The 18,788-nt window shown below is 61.2% G+C and carries 13 protein-coding genes and 1 pseudogene; 8 read left to right on the top strand and 6 right to left on the bottom strand.

Annotation, left to right across the window (positions count from 1 at the left end; translation table 11 throughout):
- The first annotated feature begins 20 nt into the window (after nt 1–20).
- Nucleotides 21–305, top strand: coding sequence for a hypothetical protein (locus tag V1273_RS22410; RefSeq protein WP_334384339.1), 285 nt, complete (start codon nt 21–23; stop codon nt 303–305).
- A gap of 614 nt (nt 306–919) precedes the next feature.
- Here the strand turns inward: V1273_RS22410 and V1273_RS22405 are convergent.
- The 4 genes from V1273_RS22405 to V1273_RS22390 all read right to left on the bottom strand — a co-directional run bounded on the left by V1273_RS22405 (nt 920) and on the right by V1273_RS22390 (nt 5,857).
- Nucleotides 920–3,433, bottom strand: coding sequence for a peptidase domain-containing ABC transporter (locus V1273_RS22405; protein WP_334381736.1), 2,514 nt, complete (start codon nt 3,431–3,433; stop codon nt 920–922).
- 4 nt (nt 3,434–3,437) lie between these two features.
- Nucleotides 3,438–4,688, bottom strand: coding sequence for an HlyD family efflux transporter periplasmic adaptor subunit (locus V1273_RS22400; protein ID WP_334381737.1), 1,251 nt, complete (start codon nt 4,686–4,688; stop codon nt 3,438–3,440).
- Between the two features lie 151 nt (nt 4,689–4,839).
- Entirely contained in the window at nt 4,840–5,019 is a 180-nt protein-coding gene (locus V1273_RS22395; protein WP_334381738.1) for a hypothetical protein, read from the bottom strand.
- A 508-nt stretch (nt 5,020–5,527) separates the two neighbouring features.
- Nucleotides 5,528–5,857, bottom strand: a complete 330-nt coding sequence (locus V1273_RS22390) for a hypothetical protein (RefSeq protein WP_334381739.1) — start codon at nt 5,855–5,857, stop codon at nt 5,528–5,530.
- A gap of 841 nt (nt 5,858–6,698) precedes the next feature.
- On the opposite strand from V1273_RS22390, the gene V1273_RS22385 reads away from it, so the two are divergent.
- From V1273_RS22385 to V1273_RS22355, 7 genes are all read left to right on the top strand, one after another.
- Entirely contained in the window at nt 6,699–7,349 is a 651-nt protein-coding gene (locus V1273_RS22385; RefSeq protein ID WP_334410878.1) for a sigma-70 family RNA polymerase sigma factor, read from the top strand.
- Between the two features lie 118 nt (nt 7,350–7,467).
- The gene (locus V1273_RS22380) at nt 7,468–7,947 is read left to right on the top strand and encodes a hypothetical protein (RefSeq protein ID WP_334381740.1); all 480 of its coding nucleotides are present in this window, start codon (nt 7,468–7,470) and stop codon (nt 7,945–7,947) included.
- 74 nt (nt 7,948–8,021) lie between these two features.
- A complete protein-coding gene (locus V1273_RS22375; RefSeq protein ID WP_334410877.1) occupies nt 8,022–12,008 on the top strand; it encodes a beta strand repeat-containing protein in 3,987 nt (1,328 codons plus the stop codon).
- 11 nt (nt 12,009–12,019) lie between these two features.
- Nucleotides 12,020–13,840 carry a type I secretion system permease/ATPase gene (locus V1273_RS22370; RefSeq protein ID WP_334381742.1) on the top strand — a complete coding sequence of 607 codons (1,821 nt, stop codon included), beginning with the start codon at nt 12,020–12,022 and terminating at the stop codon, nt 13,838–13,840.
- Nucleotides 13,841–13,862: 22 nt separating this feature from the next.
- Complete coding sequence (locus V1273_RS22365) at nt 13,863–15,227, top strand: HlyD family type I secretion periplasmic adaptor subunit (protein WP_334410876.1); 1,365 nt, start codon at nt 13,863–13,865, stop codon at nt 15,225–15,227.
- A 726-nt stretch (nt 15,228–15,953) separates the two neighbouring features.
- The gene (locus tag V1273_RS22360) at nt 15,954–16,304 is read left to right on the top strand and encodes a hypothetical protein (protein WP_334381745.1); all 351 of its coding nucleotides are present in this window, start codon (nt 15,954–15,956) and stop codon (nt 16,302–16,304) included.
- A gap of 96 nt (nt 16,305–16,400) precedes the next feature.
- The gene (locus tag V1273_RS22355; RefSeq protein WP_334381747.1) at nt 16,401–16,718 is read left to right on the top strand and encodes a hypothetical protein; all 318 of its coding nucleotides are present in this window, start codon (nt 16,401–16,403) and stop codon (nt 16,716–16,718) included.
- A gap of 232 nt (nt 16,719–16,950) precedes the next feature.
- On the opposite strand, the pseudogene V1273_RS22350 reads toward V1273_RS22355, so the two are convergent.
- A pseudogene (locus tag V1273_RS22350) lies at nt 16,951–17,517 on the bottom strand (transposase); the annotation flags it as partial.
- A 71-nt stretch (nt 17,518–17,588) separates the two neighbouring features.
- Nucleotides 17,589–18,629, bottom strand: a complete 1,041-nt coding sequence (locus V1273_RS22345; RefSeq protein ID WP_334381748.1) for a LysR family transcriptional regulator — start codon at nt 18,627–18,629, stop codon at nt 17,589–17,591.
- Between the last annotated feature and the right edge of the window lie 159 nt (nt 18,630–18,788).

The following is an 18,788-nucleotide window of genomic DNA, read 5'->3' as shown; positions in this document are numbered from 1 at the left end:
ACCCAAGGACGAACTTACCGATGAGCAAGATCACGAAGCAACTCGATGACGCCCGTGTCGCCCTGGAGGCCGCAAAGGCCAAGTTGACCGATGTTCAGAAGGGTGGGCGCTTCGGCAAGCAGGACTTTGTCTATTTGCCGGAGGAGGACGCCTATCGCTGTCCGGCTGGAGAGCAACTGCCATATCGCTTCACAAGCGAGGAAGATGGCAAGCGGATAAGGCGTTACGCCAGCGTGGTGATCTTTACCGATGGCAATCACCTGATGGTGTTATCGAGCGACGATACTGTTGGCGCATTTCAGTAATGGGCCAAATCCCAGCCGCACGCCAATCTCGATCTCGCCAGCATCATCTACCTTGCCTCAGCCGGTCCGCGTACAGATGATACGCACTGGAGGAGTTGCCCTCGGCAACCGCGATGTACGCCGTGAGTCGACATTAGTCTTGTGATTTTCGGCCATCAAAGCCTTAACCCATTGTACGTCGCCTGAGCCGCCTTGGCATTTGAGGGTGACAACCGGCCCGTCGCCCAGCGCAAGCTTGACCCTTTTCGCCTTCCTAACACTTCTCATGAGCCGTTCCGGTCCCGTGATTGAGCCCTCAGCAACTACGGGACCGGCCTCAGGAGAAACGGTGAGCCAATAAGAGACCTTCTCATTGCGTCCATCTATGACGACGAGCCCTTCGCCGATTAGATCATCGATTGCCTCTTCATGCACGTCCATCGGTTCACCCTCAAAACGGAGAAACTCACGCAGAGCTGCCTTTCGCGCAGGGTATGCGGTTGGGCGTCCACCGTTGCTTCCAGCCCCCGGCGCGCCAGCTTGCTGTAGCGGCTGCCATGTTACTTCTGGTCGGAAGGCGACAATCTGGATGCACCGTCGCGGAGATTTGGCCATGCGCAGCACGCAGGAAATTCCTACGAACGACCCCCATCTCGACGCGCCGAGCCCTGCATATCACCCGAATGATCCGGACCACGCGAGCCGAAATCACCATGTGAGAAGTCGAACTTGGCCAGCGCTTCACCCGGGTTACGATCCATGTCGCCCTTGCCGCAACCGTCGGATGGCTTCGGGCCGCAGTAATCCTTCTGCGGCTGGCCGTCATCGTTCTTGGCGTCCTTCCAGCCACCATCGTGCTTGGAGCACTCACCCTTGCCGTCTTTCGAGTAGTCGAACTTCCCGGCCTTCTTCGAATAGTCGCCTTTGCGGCCGTCATCGGAGCAGTTGTCGTGGCCCTGCGCGAGCTTGGTCGATTTCGCACCTTCGGCGGCAAATCCGGTGTGGCCAGCATCGCGCGCAGGCGCCGCTGCTGGTCTGCTACCTGAGACTCCGACCTGAAACGGCCCTGCCGCCGTGGAAAGACGGATGATCATGTCCGCTCCGTGGGCGATTTCAGGTCGGTGTGCTATACTCACACGAGTCATATTTAAATGCTGGAGATTGGCATTGATTTCTTTTTCCTTTTCGGTGTCCAGATGTGCCGTGCCCTCGTCCAGAAACAGGATCTTTGGTCGGCGATAGAGCGCGCGCGCAAGCAGTACTCGCTGTTTCTGCCCGCTGGATAATGAGCTTCCCATGTCACCGATGAGGCTATTGTAGCTCATCGGCATTGCCATGATATCGTCGTGGATGCCGGCAATCTGCGCACACTCGATCATCCATTGCCGATCGAATGTCGTCTCAAAAAAGCAGATGTTGTCGGCAATAGATCCTGACAGCAATTGATCCTCCTGCATCACCGCGCCAATGTGTTCGCGATAAACGCGCGGTCCGATCTGGCCTAGCGGAAGGCCGTCTATCAGGACTTCTCCGCTCGTTGGCTCGAGCAGCCCAAGCATAATCTTGACTAGAGTTGTCTTGCCGCAGCCGGAAGGTCCCATGATCGTCACGAATTGTCCCGGCGCAACGCACAGATTGACGTTGTTGAGAATCAGAGGCTCTGCTTCTGCATAGCGGAAGCACACGTTGCGCAGCTCGATCGAGCCGCGGATCGGTCGCACATACGACAAATCCTGGTCGTGCCCCCGCTCTAGGGGGGTGAGCGCAATATCGGCGAGGCGCTCCAGGTGCAGTCCGAGAATGCGCAGGTCCACCAGCTTCTCGATTAGCAGCGCCGTCCGTTCGGCAAACTGCAGCTTGTAGCTGACGAACGCGAATATCATGCCAACCGTGATAAGGTTGTCTAGTGCGAGGCGAGCGGCAAGGTAGATTGTGATTACGTTCTCCAGGCCGTATATCGTGTCGTTGATGGCTTTGAAGCTGATTCTCGCCCGGCCTAGCCGCACGTTGGCATTTACGTACTCAGCATAGCGGTTCAGCCACTGGCTCTCCCGCTCGTTCTCTCGGTTGAGGAGCTTCAGGCTCTGCACCGCCCGCACGGTTTCGATGAAGGTGGAGTCTTCCTGTGCCTTGCTGTGAATGGCCGCTTCGCTCCGTTGTCGGAAGATCCTGAAGAGAGCGAGTCGCAAAGCGGCGTACAGCGCGAACGCGAACAGGACGATAAATCCGAGCTGGACGCTGTATGCGAACATCAACGCCAGCATCAACACGGACATGAGACCGTCAATCAAGCCAGTGATCAGTCCCTCCGCGAGCATGTTGCGGATGGGCTCGATCGAGCCAAAGCGCGACAGGATGTCGCCGATGTGCCGCTTTTCGAAAAATGAGAGAGGCAAACGCACCAGATGATGAAACAGCCGGGCACCGATCTGAAAGCTCAGCGTATTCTGCAGAAGAAGAACAATGAACGAGCGGGTCGCGGTCGACGCGACTTTGATCAGGACGAGTAGCGCGAATCCAAGCCCGAGTACGAGCAGAAGATCGACGTCGCCTCTGGCGATGACCTCGTCAACCGTGAGCTGCATGTAGAAGGGAGCGGCGAGGATAAGGATCTCGATGACCACCGAGAGAACCAATATCTGCGTTAAGACATGAGAGTTTCCCCTCATTCCGCTCCAGAATGCTGAGAACGGTAGTCGCACTCTCTGGTCTGTGCGGCAGAACTCTTCGGTGGGTGAGAGTTCAAGTACGACTCCGGTGAGATGTCTCGATGCTTCCGTGATGGGGAACCATTTCTCGCCGGCGGCCGGATCGTGAACCACGATTCCGTGTTTCTTGCACGCCTTCAGGACAACGAAATGATCCATGTCCCAGTGCAGGATAGCCGGGAGACGCAGTTGGCACAGATGGTCAACCTCGATTCGCAGCGGCCGGCACGCGAGGCCCAGGTGAGCCGCTATCTCCATGAGGTCGCGGAGAGTGACACCCTTCAGCGAGACTGCGTACCGCCGCCGCAGGCTATTCATGTCAGTTCGATGGCCATGATAGAACGCTACCATGGCAAGGCATGCCAACCCGCATTCCGCTGCCTCTGTCTGCCTGATGACCGGGAGGAACCCGCGTCCGCTGAAGTTCAACAGTCCCTGCATGTGGCTACATCCTTGCGCTCAACATTGGGTCAAGCAGCCACCACATCAGCGAGCGCTGCTCGAGGATCACGTCGGCCTTGAGCAGCATGCCTGGCTGAAGCGGCATCTTGCGCCCATAGGCATCGATATCGGGCCGCTCGGGAAGCACAGTCACGCGGTACGCCGGCTCTTTGAGGGTGATCGGCCCGGTAGCATCATTGCCGGTCAGGATCGTGTGAGAGACCCTTGCCACGGTGCCGCGGTAGGTGCCGAATTTCTGATAGGGAAACGCATCGTAAAGTATCCTGACCTGCTGGCCGGGGCGCACGAATCCGGACGCGCGCGTCGGAAAGAACAGCTCCGCCTGCAAGCTCGAATCAAGCGGGATGATTTCGAGCTGCATATGCTTTGGATCAGCGACCTTGCCGACGGTCGCCTGCAGCGTGGACACGCGCCCACTCGTCGGCGCCTTGATAACGTAGGCCCGTCGTCCGTCTACCTCGGCGCTGCGCTGTTCGATCCAGGAGAGATCGCCGCGCAGTACGCGAAGCCTTTCTGCGGCAACGGTCGGAAGTTGCTCGAGCGTATGCCGGGCATCAGTCAACTGGCTGCGTCGTACAGTGATCTGCTGATCGAGCGACGCTAGGTTCTGCGCTTGCTCGAGCGCCGCCTGCTCGCGGCGCTTCAGCTCGATGGCCGGCAACGCCCCCTTCGCTATTAGCGTAGCGCCCGTCGATACAAAACTCTCGGAAAGCTTCAGCCGTTCGTTCTGGATATTGCGCTGGTCTTCGAGTTGGGCAATCTCCCCCTCGATCGCCTTGGTTGTAGAGGCGAGGCGCTCGTGTTCGGAGGTGGTCCGGCGCTCTTCCGCAGCGATCTGTCGCTCGACCACCTTGCGTTGCCGCGTCAGCGCTTCGAGAACGGCGGCATTGACGTCATCGCCGTTGGCGCTGATTTGGGAAGTGACTATCGTCAGGAGCGGGGCGCCCTCGGCAACCTCCTGACCCTCCTTGACGTGGAGTTCTTTGATGAAGCCCTGTTGCGGCACCAAAATTTTGGCCGTTCCGAAGGTGGGAGTTAGATAGCCCGTGACGGTTTCTTTGCGGGCGTATTGAGCGATGGAGATAAAAACCAAAATGAATGCAACAAGGCCCGCGAGAGTCCAGCTGAGCATCATGCTCGATATCGGCTGCAGCGATACGACCTCGCCCCAGCTGTGGCGCTGATGCAGAAAGTCGATTGCTTCCTGGCGAAATAGAGCTGGCCGTGTCGCCATGGTCGCACCTTGTTGTTACGCTCTCATTCGTCAATTCAAGGGCTGCGCGTAGTATCTCTCCGCCGCGGCACGGCTGCGGATGGGTACCGCACAATGCGGTCGAGAACCGCTCTCCGCTACGGAGAAGCGGTTCTCGCGCCAATTCATTGCATTAGCCGATGTTGAAGTTCGTTTGCTTGTTGTCACCCACAACGATTCCAGCGACGTTGGCCTGCACAACGTTATCGCTGACATTGATGAGTGAGCCGTTGTGGCAGCGGCAGCCGGAGCCAGCGGCTACGAGCTCGAGTTCCTCGTCGCGCAGTTCAACAGGGTGGGTAAGTTCATGCATGTTACTCTCCTTGTACTCTCTCGTGATGTTGATGGCGCCGTTACTAACGGCTACCACTATCCTCTAGTCGGAAGTCGCCAATCTGGATGCAACGTCGCGTAAATTTTTGCGCGGCATAACCCTTGCCGTCCATTGATGCCGCTCGTCGTCGAAGAAATCCCAATCAAGCTCGTTGCGAGCGCTCGCGCCATTCTCGATCAAGCGCACTCCAGCAGCCAAAAACAATGGCCGTCATGCGGGACAACGAGTCCCTAAATTCACGTTTCAATCCGCCGACCGGATAGGCGATCGGTGCTGCCATTGCCGAGTTGACCAGCTACAAGTCCAGGCTGGGTCAATGAGGTGCATCTAAATCATTCTGATTGGGGTCCAGCGATGGCTTGGACTTGCCCATCCTGGAAGCATGCGAAACACTGTTCACCGGAATGTCTGCGTTTTCGATGGTGACGATTCGATTCGCCAATTCCGTTCGGCTTCGGAGCGAGACCTAAGCGCTGCCCTCTAACACTCAATACAGGACTGGGAGGGCATCGTTCCGAGAAGGGCATTGTTCTGTCGGATCACAGTCCGCGAGAGCTTTCACCCATCGAACGCCCGTAGCGCCGCCCTCGCATCGGAGCGTTACGACATAACCATCCTGCATAACCAACTTCGGACCAGTCGCGTTCATGATCATCCTCATGAACTCCTCAGGCCCAGTGATGGAGCCTTCTGCGACGACAGGTCCTGCCACCGGTACTATCGTGAGCCAGTAGCAGATGGCGCCCGCTTTCGCTTGGCCGATGATGATCGCGCCGTCGCCGCTCAGTTCGTCGATGGTATCATCGTGCAGGTCCATGTGCTCAGCCCTCAAACAGGATAAGGTCGCTGTCAACGTGTTGTGCCGTCATGTTACATTCCTTGGGTGTTGATGGCGCTGTAGTAACAGCTGCCATCCACCTCTCTAGTCAGAAACCGCCAATCTGGATGCAACGTCGCTCGAATTTTGCCGATAAGGAATGACGCTTGTCGTTCAATAACGCTTGTCGATGCCGTGTGAACTCGAGGAGATCGCAATCAAAATCACTGCAGGCGCTCACGCCACTCCTCCTCGATCAAGCGAGATGGCACGTCCAGGCCCCTTAAGGTTCCGAGCGACGTCCAGTTCCTGGCGCGCACTTCGAACTAAGAGAAAACATTGGACCTTCATGCGCCATGACTGGCTCTAAAATTTCGCGTTTTGAAATCCGTCGACGAGATTGTCTATCGGTGCTGCGAGGCTGGAACCCTCGCCGAGGCAAAATCAAAATCATGTCCCTCGCGGGCTGCGATTGGTCACTGCGACTCGCGCGGTAAGTGAGCATCACTCGCGTGGCAAGCGAGCAAGAAGTGTTACTCGCCGGGGCAAAATCAAATTGCAAAATCAAAATCATGTCCATCGCGTGCAGGTCACCGCGGCTCGCGTGGCAAGTGAGCATCACTCGCGTGGCAAGCGAGCATGAAGTGTTAAGCGCCGGCTGCGCCCTGACGAAAGCGTCACGATTTTGTGATGGCGTAGATTGAAACAATTTTCAGCATCAAAGTTGATTTCCTCCAACGGCTCATTCCGCATCAGGAAATGCAAGCCACCAGTTTTCTGGAAATGCAAGCCATCAGTGTTCTGGAAATGCAAGCCAGCGATATTCGCTGCACGGGAATAGTTGCGTCTGCGTTACGAAGGGGTGACTTCGACCATGCCCCACCACGGAGCCGACTTCACAAAGGTAGAGTCTCGCTCCGACGCAGCGCAGGATGATACCTATCTCAATTGCGAGACGGCTCTGAATTACGAAACGGCGCTAATCGAGTGCGCCGCCGGATCGCAGTTTGCCGTTGGCGAGATCTACGCCCGGGAGAAGGACCAGTTGCGCGCGGTGGCGCACCGGATCGTCCACGACAGGTCGCGTGCGGAGGACGTCATCCACGATGCATTCGCGCAAATTCTCCGATGTGCCAAAAGCTTCGATCCTGCACGCGGATCCGCGCGGGGCTGGATCTACGCGATCGTCCGTCACACAGCACTCAGGATGCAGAAGAACGCCAGGCGGGAACTCGCGCTCGAAGACCACACGCTGAACGCCGTCTGCGAGCGGGAACAGACGGTTTCGAACCCCGCGTCTCGCATCCCAGACAGCATGACCCTACGGACCATGCTCGATCAACTCGAGCCAAAGCGCCGCGCGAGCCTGCTTCTGGCGATCATCGACGGGCATACGCATGAGGAGATCGCCGAATACCTCCGGGTTCCGGTGGGAACGGTCAAGGCGTGGATCCGGAGAGAACTCGTGGCCATGCGGCGGCAGCTCGAATGAGGAGTGAATTTGTTTTGCGCGCTGCATCCATCGGGGCGCGTCGACGACAGTAGGGGGAGGGCGCCGGGATCCGGAGCAGGCATGGGCCCGTCGCAACCGCGAAGTTAGGAGCGAAACCATGTCTATCCTGAGCTGGGTTACGAGCGTTCTCGGATTGGCAAAGATTCCGGAAATCGGCGTCCCACGCGAGGAACACAAGCCAACCACGCTCGACGACGGCGGCAACGGCGAGCACGTCAAGTGGAATGACGCTCACGAGGGTCGCGAGGACTACTCCAAGCACGATGGCGGCTGGAAGGACTCCAAGAACGACGACGGCCCGCCGCAGAAGGACTATTGCGACCCCGAACCATCCGACGACTGCGGCAAGGGCGACACTTATCGTAACCCGGGTGACGCGTTGGCCAAGTTCGACTTCTCACATGGTAATTTCGGCGCGCATAGTCCGGATCATTCGGGTGACATGCAGGTCGCGCTCGCTTCGATGTCGTCCGACGACGCGCTCGAATACGCGATCGCCCAAATGGGCCCCGCGGATCAATTTGATGGAGGGCATTTCCATATGCCGGCAGACATGTCGCACGACACGGACGCCTGATGCGCCGAAAGACCCGCCCGGCACGGAATGCGCGAGAGTAATTTCTGATTCGAACGAGAAAAAAGGCGGCAGTGATGAACGAAGTAGAAAAACGCGAACTGTTCGAACAAGAGCGGAAAATCTTCGAAGCTGGGGTGCAGCGTGCGGACAAGCGATCCGGCTCTTTCAATTTCTTGACCTGGTCGTTCTTCCTTGCCCCGCTGATTGCCTGCGACGAGTTTCTTGTCGGCATTTTCAAATCCGCGGCGGCCGAGCAGGAGGTCGCCAAAACGGCTCAGGCAGGCGCCGCGCCGCAGATGGCGAATGACCATCCGCCGGTTATTGATTCCTCGAAAACGGGCGCAGAGGATGAGACGGTCAAAAGGCCCACCGCCTCGTCGGGGGCGCCTGCGGCCCAGCTCGATCCGACGGGGCTTTTGTCGCAGCCGCATGACGATGCGCTCAAGCCGGGCACGGCCCGCAATGAGGCAGTCGCCGCCGAGGGGGCGGCGGAGGCGGCGATGATGCCGAGTCCCGCCATCATAACGCTCACATCTCAATCGAAGATAGTTCCCTCAACCCGCTATCAGCGGATTCCCACCTCGGAAGCACTCAAATGCATGGTGGGTCAACGCTCGAGTCCGTTCAGTCCAACGTGCTACTCTTTCAGCCCGTCGATGATCGGCTTTGCTCCCCTGCTTGGAGCTGTCGACAGTCTCAGCAATGACGTGGTGGGAGGGATCGCGCCGGTCGAGGCGCAGCCGGTGCTCGCGACGGTGAGCGACACCGCGGCGACGCTGACCGATGACGTCGGCGGGACGATCGCGCCGGTCGAGGCGGCGGCGCAGCCGGTGATCGCAACGGTGAGCGACAGTGCGGCGACGTTGACCGATGACGTCGGCGGCTCAATCGCGCCGGTCGAGGCGGCGGCGCAGCCGGTGCTCGCGACGGTGAGCGACACCGCGGCGACGCTGACCGATGACGTCGGCGGGACGATCGCGCCGGTCGAGGCGGCGGCGCAGCCGGTGCTGGCAACGGTGAGCGACAGCGCGGCGACGCTGACCGATGACGTCGGCGGCACGATTGCGCCGGCCGAGGCGGCGGCGCAGCCGGTGCTGGCGACGGTGACCGACAGCGCGGCTACGCTGACCGATGACGTCGGCGGCACGATCGCGCCGGTCGAGGCGGCGGCGCAGCCGGTGCTGGCAACGGTGAGCGACACCGTAAGCACGCTGACCGATGACGTCGGCGGCACGATCGCGCCGGTCGAGGCGGCGGCGCAGCCGGCGCTGGCGACGGTGAGCGACACCGTAAGCACGCTGACCGATGACGTCGGCGGCTCGATCGCGCCGGTCGAGGCGGCGGCGCAGCCGGTGCTGGCAACGGTGAGCGACACCGTAAGCACGCTGACCGATGACGTCGGCGGCACGATCGCGCCGGTCGAGGCGGCGGCGCAGCCGGTGCTGGCAACGGTAAGCGACAGCGCGGGTACGCTGACCGATGACGTGGGCGGCACGATCGCGCCGGTCGAGGCGGCGGCGCAGCCGGTGCTGGCAACGGTGAGCGACACCGTAAGCACGCTGACCGATGACGTCGGCGGCACGATCGCGCCGGTCGAGGCGGCGGCGCAGCCGGTGCTGGCAACGGTAAGCGACAGCGCGGGTACGCTGACCGATGACGTGGGCGGCACGATCGCGCCGGTCGAGGCGGCGGCGCAGCCGGTGCTGGCAACGGTAAGCGACACCGTAAGCACGCTGACCGATGACGTGGGCGGGACGATCGCGCCGGTCGAGGCGGCGGCGCAGCCGGTGCTGGCAACGGTAAGCGACAGCGCGGGTACGCTGACCGATGACATGGGCGGCACGATCGCGCCGGTCGAGGCGGCGGCGCAGCCGGTGCTGGCAACGGTAAGCGACAGCGCGGGTACGCTGACCGATGACATGGGCGGGACGATCGCGCCGGTCGAGGCGGCGGCACAGCCGGTGCTGGCAACGGTAAGCGACACCGTGGGCACGCTGACCGATGACGTCGGCGGGACGATCGCGCCGGTCGAGGCGGCGGCGCAGCCGGTGCTCGCAACGGTGAGCGACAGCGCGGGTACGCTGACCGATGACATGGGCGGGACGATCTCGCCGGTCGAGGCGGCGGCGCAGCCGGTGCTCGCAACGGTGAGCGACACCGTAAGCACGCTGACCGATGACGTCGGCGGCTCAATCGCGCCGGTCGAGGCGGCGGCGCAGCCGGTGCTGGCAACGGTAAGCGACACCGTAAGCACGCTGACCGATGACGTGGGCGGGACGATCGCGCCGGTCGAGGCGGCGGCGCAGCCGGTGCTCGCAACGGTGAGCGACAGCGCGGGTACGCTGACCGATGACATGGGCGGGACGATCGCGCCGGTGACCGGTGACGTGGCACAACCGTTAAGTGCAGTCAGCGACACTCTTGCGGATGCGGCGCCGGTCGTTGAGACGACCGAGCCGGCGCCGACGACAATAGCTGCCGCCGTGAGCGATCCGACCAACGACGTAACCAGCGACGTGTCAGATCCGGCCGGCACCGGGATCGTGGCCAGCGACGCTCTTGCGGATGCGGGGCCAGTCGTTGAGACGACCGAGCCGGTGCTCACGACAACAGCTGCCACCTTGGGCGATCCGAGCAGCGACGTGTCAAATCCGGCCGACACCGGGACCGTGGCCAGCGACACTGTTGCGGATGCGGGGCCAGTCGTTGAGGCGACCGAGCCGGTGCTCACGACAACAGCTGCCACCTTGGGCGATCCGAGCAGCGACGTGTCAAATCCGGCCGACACCGGGACCGTGGCCAGCGACGCTGTTGCGGATGCGGCGCCAGTCGTTGAGGCGACCGAGCCGGTGCTCACGACAACAGCTGCCACCGTGAGCGATCCGACCAGCGACGTGTCAGATCCGGCCGACACCGGGACCGTGGCCAGCGACGCTGTTGCGGATGCGGCGCCGGTCGTTGAGGCGACCGAGCCGGCGCCGACGACAACAGCTGCCACCGTGAGCGATCCGACCAGCGACGTGTCAGATCCGGCCGACACCGGGACCGCGGCCAGCGACACTGTTGCGGATGCGGCGCCAGTCGTTGAGGCGACCGAGCCGGCGCCGACGACAACAGCTGCCACCGTGAGCGATCCGACCAGCGACGTGTCAGATCCGGCCGACACCGGGACCGCGGCCAGCGACGCTGTTGCGGATGCGGCGCCAGTTGAGACGACCGAGCCGGCGCCGACGACAACAGCTGCCGCCGTGAGCGATCCGACCAGCGACGTGTCAGATCCGGCCGACACCGGGACCGCGGCCAGCGACGCTGTTGCGGATGCGGCGCCAGTTGAGACGACCGAGCCGGCGCCGACGACAACAGCTGCCGCCGTGAGCGATCCGACCAGCGACGTGTCAGATCCGGCCGACACCGGGACCGCGGCCAGCGACGCTGTTGCGGATGCGGCGCCAGTTGAGACGACCGAGCCGGCGCCGACGACAACAGCTGCCGCCGTGAGCGATCCGACCAGCGACGTGTCAGATCCGGCCGACACCGGGACCGCGGCCAGCGACGCTGTTGCGGATGCGGCGCCAGTTGAGACGACCGAGCCGGCGCCGACGACAACAGCTGCCGCCGTGAGCGATCCGGCCAGCGACGTGTCAGATCCGGCCGACACCGGGACCGTGGCTAGCGACGCTGTTGCGGATGCGGCGCCAGTTGAGACGACCGAGCCGGCGCCGACGACAACAGCTGCCACAGTGAGCGATCCGGCCAGCGACGTGTCAGATCCGGCCGACACCGGGACCGTGGCCAGCGACACTGTTGCGGATGCGGCGCCGGTCGATAAGGCCGCAGGCGACGTGATCGCCTTGAACGATGAGCCACCGCCACCAGAAAACGCTCTGCACACCGGAACCGAGTACACCGATTACGGCGTTAACCTTAGCAGCGATAGCGCAGTTCCACCGCAGGATACCGGGTCTTCGGCCGACGCCGCGTCGGCGTCTGACACTGCGCCGCCGCCTCCCGAGATCGCGGATACGAATCAGCCAACAGACCCTGAACTTGCTATCCTATAGCGGGGGCGAACATGGCGGCCGTCGAGATACTGGACAATCCGCCGCGCAGCCATTCTGCAGATCACCTTCGCGTCACACCCGGCGGCGAGGCCCGCGACTATGTTGGACCTGTCAATCCGCTGGCCACCTGGCGTTCGGTCGCGCGCACGAACCTGATTGCGGTCGCTGCATTTTCGGTCGTCGTGAATCTGCTGATGCTCACGCTGCCGATCTACCTGTTCCAGATTTCCGATCGCGTGCTGACGAGCCGCAGCCTCGAAACACTGCTGATGCTCTCGGCTCTCGCGCTGGCGTTCATCGGCATCCTCTCGATCATCGACATTCTGCGTCGGCAGGTGCTGGGGCGTTTTGCGACCAAGATGGAGGCGGTGCTCGGCGGTGCAGTGCTGGCGAGCAGCATCAACAACGCCAGGGCCGGCGAGGGCGGGACCATCCAGGCGATTCGTAGCCTTCACCAGGTGCGGGGATTCATCTCGAGCCCCGTCATGCTTATGCTGATGGACGCGCCGCTCTCGCCCCTCTACTTCGGAGTCATATTTCTCATTCACCGAGATCTCGGCTTAATCGCTGTCGTGTCGGGCTTGGCACTGGTGCTGATTGCGGTGCTCAACCAGAAAGCGACCTCGGAGCGTCTGAGCGAGGCAGGCCTGCATGCTGCTGAGGCCGATGCGGCGGCCGAGTCGCTGGCGCGAAATTCGCAGGTGATCAATGCGATGGGAATGCTGAGCGAGAGCATTCTTCATTGGGGTCGCCGGCAGGCGCCGGCCCTGACGGTGCAGAGCCAAGCCCTTGACCGGAATTTCTGGATAAGCGGTGCGTCGAAGTTCGTCCGGCTCGTGACCCAGATCACGATCCTCGGCGTGGGCGCCTATCTGGCCCTCAACGCCGAGATCACCGGCGGCATGATGATCGCGGCCGCAATCATCGTCGGCCGCGCGCTGCAGCCGCTCGAGGGGCTGATCGAGGGATGGCGCAGCTGCGTTCAGGCGCGATCGGCCTATGCGCGTGTCAAGCAGGCGGTCGAGTCATTCCAGCGCGAGACGCCGAAGCTGCGCCTGCCCAAGCCGCAAGGGCGCCTGACCGTGGATCGGGTCTTGTATTTGCCGCCCGGCTCGAAGGAACCGGTGCTCAATAGCGTGTCGCTCGAGCTCGCGCCCGGAGAGTCTCTTGCCATTGTCGGACCGTCTGGGTCGGGCAAGTCGACCCTCGCGCGCATTCTGGTGGGCTGTCTGGTGCCGACCGCCGGCAAGGTCAGGCTGGACGGAACAGAGCTGCGCAACTGGGATCGCCGCCAGTTTGGCGAATATACCGGCTACCTGCCGCAGGAGGTCGAGCTATTTCCCGGGACGATCAAGCAGAACATCTGCCGCATGCGGGACGACCTGCCCGACGCGAGCATCTATGAGGCGGCGATATTCTCGGGCATCCACGACATGGTCTGTCAGCTGCCGCAAGGATACGAGACCGTGCTCGACCGCGGCGGCGGACCGCTCTCCGGGGGACAGAAGCAGCGCATCGCGCTCGCCCGGGCATTCTTCGGTGATCCGTGCCTCGTCGTCCTCGACGAGCCCAACTCGAATCTCGACGCGGCGGGGGAGCTGGCTCTAACCGAGACCCTGCAGCGCGCCAAGAAGCGGGGGGTCACCGCGGTGGTGGTAACCCTGCGCCCTGCGCTGCTGAACAGCGTGGACAAAGTGCTCATCCTGCGGGCCGGACGGGCCGAAGCATTCGGATCTCCGAGCGACGTGCTGCACCGCCTGGTTCGGTCGCCCGGTGGGGCCGCCGCAGGTAAGCCGGAGCAGCCGCAACGCATCGAATCCTCTGGCCCGTGAGGTGACCGCGCGGGAGGACAGCATGAAAGCAAAAAAGGACAGCACCGGTGAGTGGTACCGCGGCGTTCCGCTGAGCGCCAGATGGCCCATCTTCACCGGCCTCGCCATGCTGGTCGTTTGGCTCGGGTGTTTCGGTGTTTGGGCCGGAGTCGCACCACTGAACAGTGCGGTCGTCACCTCGGGCACGTTCGTGGCTACCGGACAGAACAAGCTGGTCCAGCACCTCGAGGGCGGCATCATACGCGAGATTGCGGTAAAGGACGGTGATGCCGTGGAGGCGAACCAGGTGCTGGTTCGCATGGACGACACCGCTGCCAACTCCAAGCTGAGGCGGTTGGTCTTAAAAAAGTATCGGCTGCTCGCCATGAAGGCGCGTCTCGAAGCTGAAATGAGCTCTTCAGAGACAATCGAAACTCCCGCAGCATTCAGCGCGAGCGCACGTGATCCGGAAATCAAAGCGGTCCTTGAGCGGCAACGTACCGAACTGAGGGCACGCCGGACTAGTCTCGTGACCCAGGAAAGCGTACTCATGAAGCAAATCGCCGGGCTGGAGGAAAGCATCCGCGGATATCAGGCTCAAGTGCAGTCCACCCAACAGCGTATTGCGCTGTTCGCCGAAGAGCTGAAGGACAAGAATTCGCTTCTTCGCCAGCAGTTGGTCCGCAAGTCGGATGTGCTGGCGCTGCAACGCTCCGAGGCGAGTCTCGAGGGAGAGCTCGGCGAGTATCTTGGCCGCATCGCCGATTCGAAGGAGAGGATCTCTCAGGCGAACGAAAGAATAGCCCAGCTCCACTCGACGGCGCTCCGGGATGCGATCAAGGAGCTGCGCGAGACCGAAGCGGACCTGGATGACGTGGAGGAGCAGATTCGCGCCGCGCAGGATGTCGTCGACCGGGTCGACGTTCGCTCGCCGGTCCGGGGCATCGTGGTGAAGAGGAACTTCCATACACCGGGCGGCGTCGTCTCTCCTGGCGCCGTGCTGCTTGAGCTCCTACCGATAGGCGAAGAGCGCGTCATCGAGGCACATGTGAGTCCCAAGGACATTTCGCACGTGAGCGTAGGTCAGGAGGCGCTGGTGCGGCTGTCGGCGCTCAACCAGCGCATCACGCCCATGGTCGGCGCGAGCGTCATCTACGTGTCAGCGGACGCATTGGCGGAGCAAGTACAGGTCAAGGCCGATACACGCCCTGCGAGTGACACGCGTCGGGAATTCTATGTGGTTCGGGTGCGTCTAGACCAAGACGATATTCTCAAGCGCATGCCTGAATTCATCCCGACACCCGGCATGCCGGCCGACATCTACATCAAGACCGGAGAGCGTACGTTTTTCGAGTACATCATGAAGCCGGCCTTCGATAGCTTTTCCCGCGCTTTCCGCGAAACCTGAATGAAACGAGCAATTTGGTCGTCAATCCCGAGCACCGCGAGTATCCGTGGTTAACGGAGTTCGAGCGATTGGTGCGATTCGCAATCTTGCTTGTCCAATGCTTCTGCTATTGGCTTGCGGATCGACGGAAAGTGAATCCGCCCAAGGAAGGTCGATCAGGGGATGGAACGCGGATCTCCGGTCAGGTCTTGGACACGCGCCGCACCACTTGACCGAATCATGCTGACCAACGTCACGACCTCTACGTGAGAAGCAGATCGGCGCGTGGAGCTACGCAGGCGTGTGCACCCATGCGCTAACGAGTGGCGGCCGTGGTCTCGGCGTCGACGGCGTCTCAGACTCAACGCGCTGCATTCTGGCAAGGACAATGAAAAGGTACCGCTCTGCGCTTATCTGGATGCGCTTCCGCGCCTTACCGGACCAATCGCGTGGGCCGGACTGCGTCAGCCGCGAACGGCGAGGGCGCGCTCTCACCGAAGCTGCTGATCTTTTCCCGTTACGGACAAAGCCGATGCAGAGAAACGATCCACGGCGAATTTGGCGCCGATCCTCGGGTTCATAAGGATGGCGCCGGGCGCGCGACTCGGCAATCATGCCCGGCTGCATGGCGCTAAAAGGCGGGCCAAATGCCGTACAAAATTTGCGCAACAGTGCATCCAGATTGTCGGCTTCCGACTAGAAGTAGCATGGCAGACCTTATAGTAACCTCGATCGAAGGAGAGCAACATGGCGGTGCATATGCCAAATTGTTTGCTGACGGGAGTGCCTTACGGCGCTGATCAGACAGTCTACCTTGTGTTCGATAGTTTCGGCGCGTCACGCAGTGATTGCCCTGAAAAAGAGATCGAGCGGGATGACCTCGAAACGATCATCTCCGATCTCCTAACCGGCCAATTCAACGCTCCGGTTCGCGTCGTGGCCTTCAACACACTTGAGCACTGGATCGAGGATGTTTCCAACCAAGTAGCCGAAGAAATTCAAGCCCGCTGCGATATCGATAGCGTACCGGTACCCGAACACGTCAGGAACTTTGTTGCAAGCCACACCGGGTTTGCGGCAAGCGGGGCGCTGATGTGAGGGCGGACTTCAATTGGGACAGGCAGGCGGTCGCGAGCAGCACAGCTGAATTGCCTGTAAACTCTGCGTAATCGTGATTTCGCTACTTGTTGAGGCGTGCTGGAGCAGGAGCAGCCGGAGGCGATGATCGGCTTCTGCTTTTCCTTTTACTGTTCTGCGGACCAGCGCTCGCACGGGATGACGGCGGCCGGGGCGAACTCGCCACTGAAGGAATGGTTTAATCATCACGCGAGCGGAAAGACTCTATGTTGCTCGTTCGCTGACGGATATGTGGTCAAAGATCCCGAGTGGAAATCGAGCAATGGTCATTATCGAGTCCGTATTGAGAATGAGTGGGTTGAAGTTCCCGACGATGCCGTTATTTCGGCAGCCCAACAAATTCGGCCGGACGATGGTGTGGCCGCTGTGGGCTAAGCACCTGACAATCCGATGCTTCTTGCCAGGCAGATGATCTGATTCTGTTCCAATGACCTCAGGCCCGGACTGATCAGATAAACCCAACTTCGTTCTGACGCGGTTATGCTGCGGATGATTAACAAACCTTGCCGCGGTGGGGCATGCCATTAGCTCTTCTTCTTCGAGCTTCGCCAGCTTTTCCCCTAAGCCGCGTCTTGGTCAGCAGCACCGTTTCCGACGGCTCTTCTCCTGCGGCAGTCTGGCGGTCGGCGGTGTCCAGCTGGCTCAAGTAGCGCGCCACGCTCTCTTCGATCTGCTTCTGGCGGCGCTGGATCTTGCCTTGCGTGAAGTTGTTGTCGCGACTGTTCACGGCCTTGAATTTGCTGCCGTCGATGGCAACGCTGGCCTTTGTCAGCAGGCCCATCTTGCGGCACAACTCGACGAATTGCGCGCAAACGTTCTTGATCGCCGGGCCATTGTCCTTGCGGAAGTCGGCGATGGTTTTGTGATCCGGCGCGAGCCGTCCGGTCAGCCACATCACCTCGAGATTGCGGCGAGCCTCGCGCTCCAGCCGCCGGCTCGATTGGACCCGGTTGAGATAGCCGTAAATGTAGAGCTTGAGCATCGGCGAAGGATGGTACGCCGGCCGGCCGGTCGCCGCAGGATCAACGCCATCGAACCCGAGGTCGCGCAGTTCCAACGCATCCACGAACACATCGACCGCGCGAATAGAATTGCTCTCGTCGACCCAATCATCAAGGCATTCCGGCAACAGCGTCGTCTGCTGCCGATCCGCCCCTTGAACGAAACCCCGCATCACTTCCCCCGCCGATTCAGCAAGAGAATCATAGCATCGACGGGGTTTTCACACAGTCTGGACCAAACCGGTCATTGTTCGTAGGCCCCCAGCTTTCCGCGCGTGCCCACCCTTGAACTACCTCGCCGTTGGCGAGATTTTCGAATAGCGGATTGTTTCCGCGCGCCGCCCATTTTGCTCTCGGTCGGATGTGTGATCGGCAGGACTTCACGAATATACTCCGCAAGCGCCTCGCAAAAGCTTTCGGCGTAGGGCGGCAAGGGGCGACGCTTGTCCCATTGGATTGCAAATCGTTCTCGAATTGGCTTGCGGCGATGCGTCACGCGAAGAATTCGCAGCTTGTAGCGATCCGTTCGCAGGAGCGATGTGATGATTGCCACGCCTTGTCCAGCCTCCGCCAGCGCAAGCAGGGTGTGCGGTGCACGACTCTCGAGCAGAACATTTGGCCTAACGTCCGCAAGGCGGCAGGCTGCGTCGAACAGCCTGCGGATGGAGTAGCCCGAATCCGGCAATAGCAACGGATAAGACGCGAGCCGGCCGATATCAATATGGCCGGCTTGGCCAAGCTCGAACGATGCTGCGCAAGCGGCCAAGACCTCATCTGGCGGCAAGACCCGACTCTCGAAGCGGCGGTCGCCCTGATCATGTCTGATGCCTACATGAACGTCGCCGCGTTCGAGCAAGGGCGTCTGCTCGGGACCAAGAGCTTCGCTCAGTTTCACATGGACGTCGGGAAAGCGCTCAGCGTATCGAGGCAGAAACGTTGACAAGACGCTCTCGATGGTGTGCGGCGGAGCGGCAAGCTTCAGCACCCCACTGTCTCCACGGCGGAGGACTTCGGCCCGTTCGCGGACCGCGTCGATGTGGGCCAATACGTGGCGACAGTCCGCAAGGAACTGCTCGCCTGCTGCTGTCAAGATGAGACCGCGCCCAACGCGGTCAAACAGTGTGAGGCCCAATTCTTGCTGAAGATCGCCGAGCTGCCGCGATAAGGCCGGCTGCCCTATGCGCAGGCGCACCGCAGCTTTCGACACCGTGCCCAACTCGGCGACGGCAACAAATGTTCGTAGGCGCCTCAGGTCCATGGGTGTCAATGTATGTCTAATCGGCATGGAATTCTAGAAGAATTATGCATTGGACATCAGTGCGCCGACGCGACAGTCTTTTGTAACAAACTCGGAAAGTCGGTTATGTCGCGTTGACGTGTTCGCAACGACGGGCGATCCGAAGCAAAATCGCCGACCGAACAGCCTAGTGTCTCCGCGTCCATT

Origin of the sequence: Bradyrhizobium sp. AZCC 1721 (assembly GCF_036924715.1) — a bacterium.
Lineage (GTDB): Bacteria > Pseudomonadota > Alphaproteobacteria > Rhizobiales > Xanthobacteraceae > Bradyrhizobium.
Note: the sequence above shows the minus strand (reverse complement) of the source record. Positions and strands in the feature narration are given on the sequence as shown.

What these genes read in the sequence shown, in the direction of transcription:
- V1273_RS22410 (WP_334384339.1), top strand. Translation starts at nt 21, where the DNA reads ATGAGCAAGATCACGAAGCAACTCGATGACGCCCGTGTCGCCCTGGAG.
- V1273_RS22405 (WP_334381736.1), bottom strand. Translation starts at nt 3,433, where the DNA reads ATGCAGGGACTGTTGAACTTCAGCGGACGCGGGTTCCTCCCGGTCATC.
- V1273_RS22400 (WP_334381737.1), bottom strand. Translation starts at nt 4,688, where the DNA reads ATGGCGACACGGCCAGCTCTATTTCGCCAGGAAGCAATCGACTTTCTG.
- V1273_RS22395 (WP_334381738.1), bottom strand. Translation starts at nt 5,019, where the DNA reads ATGCATGAACTTACCCACCCTGTTGAACTGCGCGACGAGGAACTCGAG.
- V1273_RS22390 (WP_334381739.1), bottom strand. Translation starts at nt 5,857, where the DNA reads ATGGACCTGCACGATGATACCATCGACGAACTGAGCGGCGACGGCGCG.
- V1273_RS22380 (WP_334381740.1), top strand. Translation starts at nt 7,468, where the DNA reads ATGTCTATCCTGAGCTGGGTTACGAGCGTTCTCGGATTGGCAAAGATT.
- V1273_RS22375 (WP_334410877.1), top strand. Translation starts at nt 8,022, where the DNA reads ATGAACGAAGTAGAAAAACGCGAACTGTTCGAACAAGAGCGGAAAATC.
- V1273_RS22370 (WP_334381742.1), top strand. Translation starts at nt 12,020, where the DNA reads ATGGCGGCCGTCGAGATACTGGACAATCCGCCGCGCAGCCATTCTGCA.
- V1273_RS22365 (WP_334410876.1), top strand. Translation starts at nt 13,863, where the DNA reads ATGAAAGCAAAAAAGGACAGCACCGGTGAGTGGTACCGCGGCGTTCCG.
- V1273_RS22360 (WP_334381745.1), top strand. Translation starts at nt 15,954, where the DNA reads ATGGCGGTGCATATGCCAAATTGTTTGCTGACGGGAGTGCCTTACGGC.
- V1273_RS22345 (WP_334381748.1), bottom strand. Translation starts at nt 18,629, where the DNA reads ATGCCGATTAGACATACATTGACACCCATGGACCTGAGGCGCCTACGA.